Source organism: Streptomyces lincolnensis, from assembly GCF_001685355.1.
GTDB lineage: Bacteria > Actinomycetota > Actinomycetes > Streptomycetales > Streptomycetaceae > Streptomyces > Streptomyces lincolnensis.
Genome location: NZ_CP016438.1, coordinates 3,995,286 through 4,009,100, shown reverse-complemented (window position 1 = coordinate 4,009,100; position 13,815 = coordinate 3,995,286). Strand labels below are relative to the sequence as shown.

Annotated in this window: 9 protein-coding genes; 2 read left to right on the top strand and 7 right to left on the bottom strand. The window is 71.3% G+C overall.

Annotation, left to right across the window (positions count from 1 at the left end):
- Positions 1–130: 130 nt before the first annotated feature.
- From SLINC_RS17720 to SLINC_RS17690, 7 genes are all read right to left on the bottom strand, one after another.
- Positions 131–3,034 (bottom strand): glycoside hydrolase family 3 protein, encoded by a 2,904-nt coding sequence (locus SLINC_RS17720; RefSeq protein ID WP_067433646.1) that lies wholly within the window; start codon positions 3,032–3,034, stop codon positions 131–133.
- Positions 3,035–3,081: 47 nt separating this feature from the next.
- Complete coding sequence (locus tag SLINC_RS17715; protein WP_182449206.1) at positions 3,082–4,095, bottom strand: LacI family DNA-binding transcriptional regulator; 1,014 nt, start codon at positions 4,093–4,095, stop codon at positions 3,082–3,084.
- Positions 4,095–6,344, bottom strand: a complete 2,250-nt coding sequence (gene yicI, locus SLINC_RS17710) for an alpha-xylosidase (protein ID WP_067433643.1) — start codon at positions 6,342–6,344, stop codon at positions 4,095–4,097. The genes SLINC_RS17715 and yicI overlap by 1 nt, the downstream gene beginning before the upstream one ends.
- Before the next feature lie 13 nt (positions 6,345–6,357).
- Complete coding sequence (locus SLINC_RS17705; protein WP_067433641.1) at positions 6,358–7,182, bottom strand: carbohydrate ABC transporter permease; 825 nt, start codon at positions 7,180–7,182, stop codon at positions 6,358–6,360.
- Positions 7,179–8,144: a carbohydrate ABC transporter permease gene (locus SLINC_RS17700; protein ID WP_067433639.1), complete on the bottom strand. Its 966-nt coding sequence runs from the start codon at positions 8,142–8,144 to the stop codon at positions 7,179–7,181. Before SLINC_RS17700 ends, SLINC_RS17705 begins: the two co-directional genes overlap by 4 nt.
- On the bottom strand, positions 8,141–9,439 hold the full coding sequence (locus tag SLINC_RS17695; protein WP_067433637.1) for an ABC transporter substrate-binding protein: 1,299 nt from the start codon (positions 9,437–9,439) through the stop codon (positions 8,141–8,143). Before SLINC_RS17695 ends, SLINC_RS17700 begins: the two co-directional genes overlap by 4 nt.
- Positions 9,440–9,564: 125 nt before the next feature.
- The gene (locus SLINC_RS17690) at positions 9,565–10,872 is read right to left on the bottom strand and encodes an MFS transporter (RefSeq protein WP_067433634.1); all 1,308 of its coding nucleotides are present in this window, start codon (positions 10,870–10,872) and stop codon (positions 9,565–9,567) included.
- A gap of 116 nt (positions 10,873–10,988) precedes the next feature.
- Between SLINC_RS17690 and SLINC_RS17685 the strand changes: the two genes are divergently transcribed.
- Complete coding sequence (locus SLINC_RS17685) at positions 10,989–11,963, top strand: LysR family transcriptional regulator (RefSeq protein WP_067433631.1); 975 nt, start codon at positions 10,989–10,991, stop codon at positions 11,961–11,963.
- 551 nt (positions 11,964–12,514) lie between these two features.
- A complete protein-coding gene (locus SLINC_RS48005) occupies positions 12,515–13,264 on the top strand; it encodes a hypothetical protein (protein ID WP_159425343.1) in 750 nt (249 codons plus the stop codon).
- The last annotated feature ends 551 nt before the right edge of the window (positions 13,265–13,815 follow it).

Below are 13,815 nucleotides of genomic sequence, written 5' to 3'. Positions count from 1 at the left end.
GGTCTTCCTTCGGTGTCGGCCGGATGCGGCGATCACCATACGTACATGCCGGAGGGGCCCGGCAAGAGAATGAGGGACGCGTGGCGCATTGCCGCCAGCCGCTGCCGACGGCCCCGCGCCACGCGCCTGTTCAGCGGATACTGAACGTCGAGAGCCGCACACCCCCGCTCAGTACCAGGTACACGTCCGCCCGCCCCCGCTCGACTCCCGCGAGCTCGGCGGTCACCGTCTCGTAGGTGTACGGCGAGGAGGTGCCGGAGAAGTGTGCCGTGCCGGCGAGCGGTCCGTCCGGTGAGCCCAGACGGACCTCCACGGTGCCCGGCGCACCCGCCAGCCGGGCCGTCAACGCATCCGTGCCCGCGCCCAGCCGGGTGTCGGCGAACTTCAGCCACGCGCCGTCGGCGGACGCGCCCACCGCGGTCCCGCGCACCTTGGACTCGTCGACCAGCCGGACGCCGGAGTAGTCGTCGAAGTTCTCGGCGCGGGTCGTACGGGCCGGATCGCGGGGCGGGATCGTCTCGCCGCGTACCGTCCACGCCGTGCGGGCGCGCAGGTCCGTGGCGGAGGAGCCCACCATGACGTCGTAGGTCCCGCCCTCGGTCACCCACCGGGAGCGGGTGACGTCCCAGTGGGCCAGGTCCCGGGCGGTCAGCGGCAGCCGGACCGTCCTCGTCTCGCCCGGCTTCAGCGAGACCTTCTCGAACGCCTTCAGCTGCTTCAGGGGCTGCTTGTCGCGGGAGACGCGCTGATGGACGTACAGCTGCACCACCTCGTCGCCCGCGCGCCGGCCCGTGTTGGTGACCCGCACCTCGTAGCCGTCGCCCACGCGCTTCAGGTCGCCGTAGCGGAAGGTCGTGTAGGACAGGCCGTGGCCGAAGGGGTACAGCGGCCGGCCCTTGAAGTACTGGTAGGTGCGGTCGGACTTGATGATGTCGTAGTCGAGGATCGACGGGAGGTCGGACTCGGACCGGTACCACGTCTGAGTGAGGCGGCCGGAGGGGTTGGCGTCGCCGTACAGGAGGTCGGCCAGCGCGTTGCCGGTCTCCTGGCCCGCGTGGGAGGTCCACAGCAGCGCCGGGACCTCCTGCTGGAGGGCGCCCAGGGTGGTGGGGTAACTGTTCTCGACGACCACGACCGTGTGCGGGTTGGCCTTGCGGACCGCCCTGACCAGGGCTTCCTGGGCGGGGGCGAGGCTCATGTCGGTGCGGTCGTGGGCCTCGCGGCCGTTGATCGACGGGTTGGAGCCGACCACGACGACCGCGGTGTCCTTGCCCTTCACCGCGGCGACCGCCTCGGCCACACCGTCACGGACGACGTCCTTCGTGTAGTGGGCGGCCCTGTCCTTCTCGACCAGGCCCAGGGTGCCGTCCGCGTCCGTCGGGCCCAGGTAGACCGGGTTCGACCACCACGGCTCCTCGGTCTCGTAGCCCGCGTACCGGAGCAGATGGGTGCCGTCGGCCTGCTTCTCCAGCTTGAACTGCTGCTGGACGTACCAACCGCCCGGCTGCACCTGGTCGTTGACGAAGGCCGAGCCGTTGTAGCCGACGTACCGGTTGTTGGCGGCCGAGCGCAGGGTGACCACGCCCGCGCCCCAGTCGGAGACGTCGAACCGGGCGGCCTCGCCCGGAGTCGCGCCCGCCTTCAGGGGGCCGCCCGCCGTGCCCGTGCCGGCCGTGACGTACGACCCGGTCGCCGCGTCCCGCAGGGTGATGCGGTCCACGCCCTCGCTGGTGGTCACGGGCCTGCCGAGCTTGGCCGCGATGCCGTCGGCGGGGGTGACCGCGTAGGGCAGGGTGCCCGAGTACCAGTCGGTGTAGAGGATGTCGGAGAGCGGACCGACGACGGCGACGTCCTTGGCGGACTTCTTCAGCGGCAGCGCACCGGCCTGGTTCTTCAGCAGGACCGCTCCCTCGGTCGCCGCCTCGCGGGCCAGCCGGCGGTGGGCCGGGCTGTTGATCACGGACTTGTCGATCGAGCCGTACCTGCCGCCGCCCGGGTCGAACTCGCCGAGCCGGACGCGGACGGACAGGGCGTGCGAGGCGGCCTCGTCGATGTCGGACTCCGCCAGCAGACCCTGGTCCAGAGCGGAGTCGATCGCCCGGATCGTCACCCCCGAGTCGTCGTTGTTGTCGGTGAAGCTGTCGAGGCCGGCCTTCAGTGCGGCCGCGTCACCCTCGGCGAGGGTGGGGTAGTACCGCTGGTCGCCGGGGATGTTGCCCGGGGCGAACGCGTCGGAGACGTTGAACAGATCGCGGTCGGTCCAGGACCGTACGACGTCGTTCAGGTCCGGATTGACCGTCGCGGGGCGGCCGTTGACCAGGTTGTAGGAGGACATCACGCCGGTCGCCGCGTCCGCCTCGATTGCCGGCTTGAAGGCGGCCTCGTCGTATTCCTTGGCGACGCGCGGGCGCAGGTCGGAGGAGGTGGTGGTGCGGTGCCACTCGTTGTTGTTGGCGAGGTAGTGCTTGAGGGTGGGAGCCGTCTTGAGGTGGTCCGGGTCGCCTCCGGTCAGGCCCTTGCCGTAGGCCGTCGACAGGGCGCCGGTCAGCCGCGGGTCCTCGCTGTAGCCCTCCTCGTTGCGGCCCCAGCGCGGGTCGCGCAGCAGGTTCGCCACGGGCGCCCAGAGGTTCAGGCCCCAGCCGGCCGGCCGCGCGTGCTGGAAGCCGCGGGCCTCGTCGCCGACCGCCGAGCCGACCCGCTCCATCAGGGCCGGGTCCCAGGTCGAGGCCAGCCCGACGGCCTGCGGGAAGACGGTGGTCTCGCCGAGCCAGGCGACGCCGTGCAGGGCCTCGGCGCCGGTGCGGAAGGACTGGATGCCCAGGCGGGGGATGGCGGGCTGGTACTGGTGGAGCAGGGAGATCTTCTCGTCGAGGGTGAGGCGGTCGAGCAGGTCGTCGACGCGGCGGTCCACAGGCAGGGACGGGTCGCGGAAGGGGAGCGGGGCCTCGGCGTGAGCGGGGGCGGTGGCGCCGAGCCCCACGAGCATGACCGGCGCCAACAACACGGTGAACCTACGTCTCTTTCTGCCTTTCATGTCACGGCTCCTTCAGGTAGGGCCTTGCATACGGGTGTTGCCGGACATCAGGGGGCGGTGCGCGGTCCCGTGCTCGCCCGTTCCGTCAGCCGGGGCGGCAGCAGGGTCGCCTCGGGCACCGAGGACCCGCCGCCGAGTTTGCGCATCAGCAGCTCCACGGCCCGGGTGCCGAGTTCCGCGGACGGCAGGGCCACGGAGGTGATCGGGACGCGGACCGACTCGGCGAGTTCGTCGGGGCAGATGGCGGTCACGGACAGGTCGCCCGGCACGCGCAGCCCGAGCTGCTCGAAGGCGTCGATCAGCGGTTCCAGCAGGGCCTCGTTGTGGACGACGACCCCGGTCAGCGCGGGCTGTTCACGCAGCAGCCGTTCGGCGACGGCCCGCGCGGAGCCGGGCGCCGCCTCGCAGGGGTGGACCGCGGAGGACAGCCCGTTGCGGTCGGCGGCGGCCGTGAAGCCCTGGACCACGCGCTGGGCGAACGCGGTCTGCCGCACGTACACCTCCGGCGGCGACCCGACCAGCGCCACCACCCGGTGGCCGAGCCCCGCCAGATGCTCCACGCACCGCTCGCCGGCCGCCTTGAAGTCGAGGTCGATACAGGTCAGGCCCTCGGAGGAGGCGGGAAAGCCGATCATCACGGAGGGCCGTTCCAGCGTCCGCAGCAGGTGCAGCCGGGGGTCGTGCAGCTGGACGTCCATCAGGATCAGCGCGTCGACGAGGGCCGTGTCGGCGACCCGGCGCAGGCCCTCCTCACCCTCCTCCTGGGTCAGGAGCAGGACGTCGTGGTCGTAGCGCCTGGCCGTGGTGACGACCGACACCGCGAACTGCATGACGACCGGTATGTGGATGCCGGCCCGCAGCGGGATCACCAGCGCCAGCACCTTCGACCTGCTGCTGGCCAGCGCCCGGGCGCCCGCGTGCGGACGGTAGCCCAGCTCACGGATGGCCTCCTCGACCCGGCGCCGGGTCTCCTCGGAGATGGGCCGCTTGCCGCTGAGCGCGTAGGACACGGTGCTCGGGGAGACCCCGGCGTGCCGTGCCACATCCGTGATCTTCACCATCAGGCCCACTCCACCGTCAGGAACCCGGTTCCGGTCTCCGCCCGCACCTCGCGCTCGCCCACGGCCAGCCCCCAGGGCGCCGCCGGATCACTGCACGAGGCCCGCAGCAGATCGCCCTCGCGGACGACGGTGAAGGTCACCTCCCCGACCCGCACCGTCCTCTGGTCGCCCCGCCCGAGGCCGTACGCTCGCAGGACGACCCCGTCGGCGTGGTCGTAGTCGGGCCGGTCGGCGACCGCGCCCACCGGGATCACCGCTCCGGGCCGCACCAGCACCGGCACGCTCAGGAAGTCGTGCTTCTCCCGGACCCAGCGCGGCCCGGTGACCGTCTCGCCGGTCACGAAGTGGGTCCAGGTGCCCTCGGGGACGTAGTACGCGACCTCGCCCTCGTCGCTGAAGACGGGCGCGACCAGCAGATCGGGACCGAGCATGTACTGCCGCTCCAGATGCGCGCACCCGGGGTCGTCCGGGAACTCCAGCACCATCGCCCGCATCACCGGCACGCCCTCGGCCCGGGCGGTGCGCGCGGCCTCGTACAGATAGGGCATGAGGCGCAGCTTCAGCCGGGTGAAGTGCCGCAGTACGTCGACGGACTCCTCGTCGAACAGCCACGGGACCCGGTAGGAGGAGCTGCCGTGCAGCCGGCTGTGGGAGGACAGCATGCCGAAGGCCAGCCACCGTTTGAAGAGCGCCGGGCTCGGGGTGCCCTCGAAGCCGCCGATGTCGTGGCTCCAGAACCCGAAACCGGACAGGCCGAGGGAGAGCCCGCCCCTGAGCGACTCGGCCATCGACTCGTACGTCGACTCGCAGTCGCCGCCCCAGTGCACCGGGAACTGCTGGCTGCCGGTCGTCGCCGAGCGGGCGAAGACCACCGCCTCCTGCTCGCCGCGGTGCTTGCGCAGCACGTCGAAGACGGTGCGGTTGTAGAGGTACGAGTAGTAGTTGTGCATCCGCTCCGGGTCGGAGCCGTCGGACCAGGCCACGTCCACCGGCACCCGCTCGCCGAAGTCGGTCTTGAAGCAGTCCACGCCCTGCGCGAGCAGCGCCTCCAGCTTGGCCGCGTACCAGTCGCGGGCCGCGGGGCTGGTGAAGTCGACCAGCGCCATGCCGGGCTGCCACAGGTCCCACTGCCAGACGCTGCCGTCGGGCCGCTTCAGGAGATGGCCGAGCGCCTTGCCCTCCGCGAACAGGGGGGATCTCTGGGCGATGTACGGATTGATCCACACGCTCACCCTGAGGCCCCGCGCGTGCAGCCGCGCGAGCATGCCCTCCGGGTCGGGGAAGACGCGCGGGTCCCACTGGAAGTCGCACCAGTTGAACTCGCGCATCCAGAAGCAGTCGAAGTGGAAGACGGACAGGGGCAGTTCGCGCTCCCGCATCCCCTCGATGAAGGACGTCACGGTCTCCTCGTCGTACGACGTGGTGAACGACGTCGACAGCCACAGCCCGAACGACCAGGCGGGCGGCAGGGCCGGGCGGCCGGTGAGGGCGGTGTACTTGCTCAGGATCTCCTTGGGGCTCGGGCCGTAGATGACGTAGTACGTCAGCTCCTGGGTCTCCGCGCTGAACTGCACCCGGGAGACCGCCTCCGAGCCGACCTCGAAGGAGACCTTGCCCGGGTGGTCGACGAAGACGCCGTAGCCCGCGTCGGTGAGATAGAACGGGACGTTCTTGTAGGCCTGTTCGGTCGCGGTGCCGCCGTCGGCGTTCCAGATGTCGACGACCTGGCCGTTCTTGACCAGCGGACCGAAGCGCTCACCGAGGCCGTACACCGAGGTGCCGACGCCGAGGCCGAGCTGTTCGCGCAGGTAGTGGGCGCCGGTCGCGTCCCGCATGATGCCCATGCCCTTGGGGCCGCTGCCGGTGAGCACCCGGCCGCCCGCGAGGAAGTCCACGTGCCAGGAGCCGGTGCGGGCCACCCGCACCGACAGCGCGCCGGAGGTGAGGGTCGCGTGCTCCTCGTCGTACTCCGTGTGCGCGGTGACGTCCTCCGTCCGCACCTCGAACTCGGGGCCCGAGGGCTGCTCGCCCTCGAAGTGGGTGAAGGTGACACCGATGACGTCGGGTATCGGGGCGTGGGCGCTGATCGTCACGACCGGTCCCTTCAACAGGTCGCCGCGGCGGCGGATGGGCTGGGTCGGCGCGAGGATGTCCAGCCGGCCGTCCGCCGAGGTGACCTCGTGGACCTCGGCCGGATGGGCGGCGGTGACGCCCTCGCGCAGCAGCCAGTAGCCGTCGGTGAACTTCATGGTGGGGGGATCCTTACTTGACTGCACCCACGGCGATGCCGCGGGTGAGGGTCCGCTGGAACACGAGGAAGAAGACGATCGCGGGGAGGGTGCCGAGCAGGGCGGCCGCGTTGGTCATCGTGGCGTCCATCAGGCGCTGGCCCTGGAGGACACCGAGGGCCACCGACACCGTCTGGTTGTCGTTGGAGATCAACATGACCAGGGGGAGCAGGAACTCGTTCCAGGTCCAGATGAAGAAGAAGACCAGCAGCACACCGAGGGTGGGGCGGCTGACGGGGACCACGATCCGCCACAGCACCTGCCACTTGGTGGCACCGTCGATACGCGCCGCCTCCAGGATCTCGCGCGGGAACTGGCCCAGCACGGAGGACAGCAGGTAGGTGCCGAAGGCGGCCTGGATCACCGTGAACACGATGATCACGCTGAGCCTGGTGTCGTAGAGGCCGGCCTCCTTGCTGAGGTAGTAGATCGGGTAGACCAGCGCCTCCTGCGGCAGCATGTTCGCCAGTACGAAGAAGGCGAGCACCCAGGTGCGGCCCTTGATCCGGCCGATGCCGATCGCGTACGCGTTCAGCACCGACAGCACGACCGCGAGAACGGCCACCGCCCCGCTGATCAGCACCGAGTTGACCAGCTTCCGGCCGAAGTCGACGCGCTCCCAGAAGTCCTTGATCCCGTCGAGATAGAGGCCCTCGGGGAGGCTCAGCGGCCCGTTCTGGGCGTACTCCGTCGGCGACTTGACCGCGTTGACGGCGACGATCGCGAACGGCACGACCATGAAGAGGGCCCCGATGCACAGGGCGATCAGCACCGGATAGCGACGCAGAACTGTGGTCATGCGCGGGCCCCTTCCTCGGCATCCTCGGCACGGGTCTGGAGCTTCAGGCCGATCAGGGAGAGGGCGAGGATGATCACGGTGAGGACGGTGGAGATCGCGGCGCCGTAACCGACCTGCGTCTTCTCGAAGAACGTGGTGAAGGAGAAGTAGGAGGGCACGTTGGTGGCGCCTCCCGGTCCGCCCTTCGTCAGGACGTACACCGCGCCGAACACCTTGAGCGCGGCGATCGTGCACCAGGTGAGGACCACGTAGATCTCCGGCCGGATCTGCGGGAGCGTGATGTGCCAGAAGCGGCGCCACCAGCCGGCGCCGTCCAGTTCGGCGGCCTCGTGCAGCTGGGGGTCGACGCGTTGCAGGCCGGCCATGAAGATGACCAGGGGGAAGCCGAGCTGGACCCAGACCATCACGCCCATGACGCTGTAGAGCGCGATGTCGGGGTCGCCGAGCCAGTCCTGCTGCCAGGAGGAGAGCCCGACAGCCTTCAGGACCTCGTTGAGGGAGCCGTTCTCGGGGGCGAGGATCCAGCTCCAGACGATGCCGGCGACCGCGATGGGCAGCACCTGGGGGAGGTAGAAGCAGGCGCGGAGCACGGCGGCGACCTTGCCGCCGAAGTGCTTGCCGACGTAGTCGAACAGCGCGGCGGCCAGGACCAGCCCGATCGCCGTCGGTACGGCGGCCATCGCCACGACCATGAACAGGCTGTGCCGGAACGACGCCCAGAACTCGGAGTCGTCGAACAGCTCGCGGTAGTTGGCGAGCCCGGACCACTCGGGGGAGCCCACGCCCTGCCAGTCCGTGAAGCTCACGCCGGTGTTCATCAGGAACGGCACGACGATCACGGTCAGGAAGGCGAGGGCACCCGGCAGCAGGAACAGGGCGTAGGAGGAGCCGGGGCGGCGCGGGGGCCGGACGGCGGGGCCCTTGCCGACCGTCCGCGCACCCCGTTCGACGGTCACCGTCATCGCTTCGGCGCGTCCTTGTCGTACGCCTCCTGCAAGGCGTCCAGATAGCCGTCCGGCTTCGCGCCGCCCGTGATCAGCTTCTGCGTCTCGGAGACCAGGACGTCGTAGTAGCCGGGGGCGGGCCAGTCGGGGTAGAAGGCCAGGCCGTCGCGCTGGGAGACGGTGTTGAAGTTCGCGATCAGCTCCTTGGACCTCGGGTCGGTGATGGCGCTCGGGTCGGCCGCGACCGGGACCCCGCCCTTGTTGCCGAGCAGGTTCTGGATCTTCTTCGACATGGTGATGTCGATGAAGTCGTAGGCGAGCTTCTTGTTCTTGGCGCCCTTGGGGACCACCCAGAGGTTGCCGCCGGAGCCGAGGGTGAGGGGGGAGTCGGGCCACAGGGTGGTGCCCCAGTCGAACTTCGCCTCGTCGACGAAGCGGCCGTACCACCAGCTGCCGGAGAAGAAGATCGGTGCCTTGCCCTGGATGAAGGAGACACCGGCCTGCTCCGCCTTGGCGCTGGTGGAGTCCTTGGCGATGTACCCCTTCTTCACCCAGTCGGCGAAGGTCTCGGCGCCGTAGGTCCAGGCGGCGTCGTGGAAGTCGGGCTTGCCCTTGTAGAGCTGGTAGGCGTCGACCCAGGAGCGGTCGGCCTTCGACAGGGCGAGTTGGTAGAGGTACTGGTGGGCGGGGTACTCGGCGCCGCTGTTGGCGAGCGGGGTGATCTTGTTGCGGACGAAGACGTCCATCGCGGCCGTCAGGTCGGCGAGCGTCTTCGGTTCGGGGATCTTGTACTTCGCGAAGAGGTCCTTGTTGTAGAAGACCATCGTGTACTCGGCGTAGTTGGGCACGCCGTACCACTTGCCGGAGCCCATGACGCCCTGGGCGTCGTACTGGCTGGTGGTGCGGACGCCCGCGCTCAGCTTCTTGTCCCAGCCGCGGGTCGTCACCTCGGAGGTCAGGTCCGTGAGCAGCCCCTGCTTGGACAGCAGGCCGGCCGTCGCGTTGCCCTTGTTGTACTCCATCACGTCGGGCGCGTCGGAGGAGTTCAGGACCATCGGGGCGGTCTTCTGGATCTGTTCGAAGCCCTTCGCCTCGAACTCCACCTTCACACCGGGGTGTTTGGCCTTGAACTCCTCGATCGCCTCGTTCCAGGCCTGCCCCATCGCGCTGTTGGGGGCCTCGTAGTGCCAGAGCCGCAGGGTCTTGCCGTCCTCGGAGGACCCGCTGTCCGAGTCGCCGCAGGAGGTCAGGAGCAGCGCTCCGCTCAGGGCGGCCGCGGCCAGGGCCGTCACACGCCTTCGTGCCGTCAACATTTCCGTGCCTCCACGACGTCGGAGCCGGATGGGTCTCGGGGCGTCGCGCAGCGATCGTCGAATCGGTTCGATGTCGGACGTCGAAGCGCTTCGACGGGCGAACGTATGTCTCCCCTGTGAGTGCGTCAATGGGGCGCGGAGGAATCGGTGAAGCGATTCGACGGATCGAACGGCCGGAGCGCGATCATGAGTGCCGCCGCGGCCGCCGCGACCGGCACCCCGTACCCGGCCGTCGCCGACACGTGCTCCACCGTCCAGCCCCCCACGGCGCTCCCGCAGGCGATGCCGCCGAGCAGGCCGGTGACGGCGAGCGTCATGCCCTCGTTGAGGCGCCCCTCGGGGGTGCGCTCCTGGATCAGCGCCATGCCCGTGATCATCGTCGGGGCCGTCGCCATCCCCGCGACCAGCAGCGCGCCCGCCAGCACGAGCAGGGAGCCGGTCAGGGACGCGGCGAGCAGCGGCAGGGTCAGCAGCGCGGTCATGGCGGCGACACACCACGGATGGCGGTGCCCGGCCGGCCCCTTCGGCCTCGCGGCCCCGTACAGCAGGCCCGCCGCGCACGAGCCCGCCGCCTGGAGGGCGAGCACCACGCCGGCCGCCGAGCGGTGCCCCTGCGCGTCCGCGAAGGCGATCGTGACGACCTCCATCGCCCCGAACACCGTCCCCATGGCGCAGCAGATCGCGAGCAGCGGGGGCATGCCGGGGGCGCGCAGGGGAGTCCTCGCGGCGACCCGGTCGCGCACCGGCGGCTCCGTCGAACGCTGCGCGGCGAACAGCAGGATGCCGCTCACGAGCAGCGCGACGCCGGCCAGGGTGCCCGCCTCGGGGAAGAACGCCCCGCACAGCAGGGCCGCGAGCACCGGGCCCAGCATGAAGCAGAACTCGTCCGCCGCCTGCTCGAAGGAGTTCGCGGTGTGCAGGGCCTCGGGCTTCCCGGCGAGCAGATGGGCCCAGCGGGCACGGGACATGCCCCCGGTGTTGGGGGTCGTGGCGGTGGCCGTGTACGCCACGAAGAGCGTCCAGGCGGGCGCCCCGGACCGCACGCACAGCACCAGCGCGAGTGAGCCCAGCGCCGCGAGCAGGGTTGCGGGCACGGCGATCCGGGCCTGTCCGTACCGGTCGACGAGCCGCGCGGTCCACGGGGCGACCACCGCGGTCGCCGCCAGCCCGGTCGCGGTGACGGCACCGGCGAGGGCGTACGACCCCCGGGTCCCGGCGATCATGAGGACCGCGCTCACGGTGAACATCCCCATCGGGAGGCGGGCCAGCAGGTTCCCGACGGTGAAGGCACGGGTGCCGGGGAGGGCGAACAGTCGGCGGTACGGGCCGGGTTCACCGGCGGTGCGCGGGCCGAAGTCGACGGCGACGAGGGTGTCGGCGGTGACGGTGAACAGGGGAGGCCTTCTCGGGTCCTCGGATGCGGGATGCGGCATGGACCAACGGTCGCCCGCGGCCGATCAAGGGGTCCAACACCTGCTCGGGACGCATTCACGCACCTCGGTGGTGAATTCCCGTACTGATTCACGCACCCGGGTTGTAGCTTCGCCGGATGCCCACGACCGGTCACCCTCTCGACCCCCGCCTGCTGCGCTCCTTCCTGGCCGTCGCCGAGGAACTCCACTTCACGCGCGCCGCCACCCGGCTCTATGTCGCCCAGCAGGCGCTCAGCCGGGATGTGCGGCGACTGGAGCGGGAGCTGGGCGCCGAGCTGTTCGTCCGGACGACCCGGCGGGTGACGCTGACCGCCGACGGCGAGCGGCTGGTGCCGTACGCGCGCCGGGTCCTGGCGGCACAGGAGGAGCTGCTCGCCGCGTTCGGGCAGGCCAGGCCGCTGCTGGTGGATCTGAACCACCCGGATCTCGGCACCAGCCGCAGGGTGCTGCACCGGGCCCGTGGACTCGCCCCCGAGTGCGAGCTGATGGCCCGCTACGAGAGCGGGCTGACCGGCGCGGCGGTCGAGCTGCTCGCGGGCCGGCTGGACGTCTCCTTCGGGCGGTTCGCCGGGCTGGACCCCGCGCTGCGGGCGGGTCTCGACCATCAGCTCGTGCGCCTGGAGCCGATGGCGGTCGTGCTGCCCGAGGACCATCCGCTGGCGGCGCTGGAGGCGGTGCCGCTCGACGCGCTCGCCGGGGAGTCGGTGTACGCGGGCGCCGGGAATCCGCGCACACCGGAGTGGACCGATCTCGCGTACCGCCTCTTCGAGGGGAGGGGCATCTCGGTCGCGCCACCCGTTCCGCTGGCCGTGGGGCACGAGGAGTTCGAGCGGATGATGGCAAAAATGTGCAATCCGATCCTCGCGGTGGTGGATTTTCCGGCCATGCCCGCGAGGGTGCTGCGTCCGCTCATACATCCGATTCCCCTGTCGCCGGTGTCACTGGTGTGGCGGAAGGGGCTGGCACATCCCGGCTTCGACGCGCTGCGCCGGGCAGTGCTCGAACTCACAGCCGAAGAGGGCTGGTCCCGTCGACCTGCGGGTGGATGGATTCCAGCCACTGACGTGGACCTGATGAGTGTCAACAATTGACCGCGCGTCCAACACACAACCTCCATGTGCGCTACATTCTGGGCCTGAGCACAGTGTGATAAAGGGGGGCGCTCGGACCGGGTGGGGGCTCGGTTCGGCCGACGGGTGCTCGAGTCGAAAGCGCACCTGGAACCGTCCCGTGGGGGGAATGCGTGCGCGTGAAGAAGTTGCGGGAAGACACCCAACCGGAATGGCCCGAGGCCGCGTCCGAGCAGGATCCGTCGCCCACCGGGCGAGGTACCCAGGCGTTCCCGGAGACCGGGGGCACGAAGATTCCGAGCCAGCCCGGAAGCGGAATCCCGGGCGGGAGCGGCCGGTCCGCCGCCGTCACGGACGGGACGAGAGATCGCGGCCGAGGCGCCCGAGGCGTCCCCGACACCGGCCGGGCCGGCCGGGCCGACATCCTCGCGTCACCCGGCGGGTTCGGGTCCGGCGCGGACCACACGGGTCCGGCGGCCGCCGTCCGTGACCCGTGGCAGGAGGCCGATGCGTCGGGTTCCGGCCAAGAGGCCGCTGCCGGGCGGACCCCGCCCGCGCACGACCCGCACGAGGTGACCGTCCAACTCGACAACATCGGTCAGCACCTGGAGGACCTGCTCGTACGGCAGGCCAAGGGCGGCGGACCGGGCGGCCCCGCGGCAGCCCAGGACGGCTCCGACGGGCCCGTCTTCGTCGACGAGTCGGGCCGCCGCAGCCGCCGCTTCCGCCGGATCGGCATAGCCGTCGGCCTCGCCTGCGGGACCTACGCCGTCGTCATCGTCGCCACCCTGCTGTCCGGCAACTCCAACGCGGCCTGGCTGCCCGTGCCGGGCCAGGACGAGGGCAGGCCCGCCGGCAAGGTCGACACCCCGCCGCTGCCCGCCGAGTCGGCGCTGCCGTCCGGCGTCGGGGGCATCTCGCCCGGGCCCACGCCCACGGCGGGACAGGCCACCGGCACCGCTCCGGCGCCCGGCGCCTCCGCGCCCCGTGCCACCACCAGCCCCGACCGGCAGGGCACACCCACGGCCACCGCGCCGACCCCGACCGGTACCGCCACGGGCCCGGGCACCAACCCGACCGTGCCCAACCCGACGCCGACACCGACCCCGCCGGTCACACCCACGCCCACCCCGACACCGACCGACACCGGTCCCACCGCCACACCGACCCAGACCACGGGCACCGGCGACGGCGGCGACGGCCCCGGCACCGTGGCCGACGGCACGACCTCCCCGGCCCCCGTCGCCACGGCGTCGGCCAGCCCCGGTCCGACGGACCCCGAGCCCTCGACGTCCTCCTCGTCCATCCTGATCATCGCCTGATGACGGGGAGCTTCCCGGCGCGCGCGGGGCGGTTGACGGCGGCGTGCCGCGAGGCCGTGGGAGCCGGCCTCGGCCTCGTGCTCCCCGTGCGACCAGGCCCCTCGGCTCCCTGGCCCAGGGACTCCGGCGGCCGGTACGAGGTGTCCCAGTACGAGGTGTCCCGGTACGAGGTGTCCGGTGACCGGCTCGGAGTGCGCGCCCCGCTTGTGACCCCGCCGGCGTTACCGGGTCCCCGTGGCCGCCGTCGCCTCACCGTCCGCCCCCGGCGGACGCCCGGTCTCACCGCCCACTCCCGGCGTACCCCCGCCGACGCCGGCGGTCCCAGACCCCGCCTCCGTCGCCCGGACGGGCACCGCACCCCGGTGTTCGTCCCCGGCGGGACTCGGCCCACCGGTGCTGTCCACCCGACGGCACCCGTACCGCCGACGCCCGTCGTCTGACGGCGCTCGTCCCCTCGGTGCCCCCACCCCGTGGCACCCGCACACCCGGCGCTCATCGTTCGATGACGCCCCCGATCCCGGTGCACATCCCCAGATGGCATCCCCGTCCCC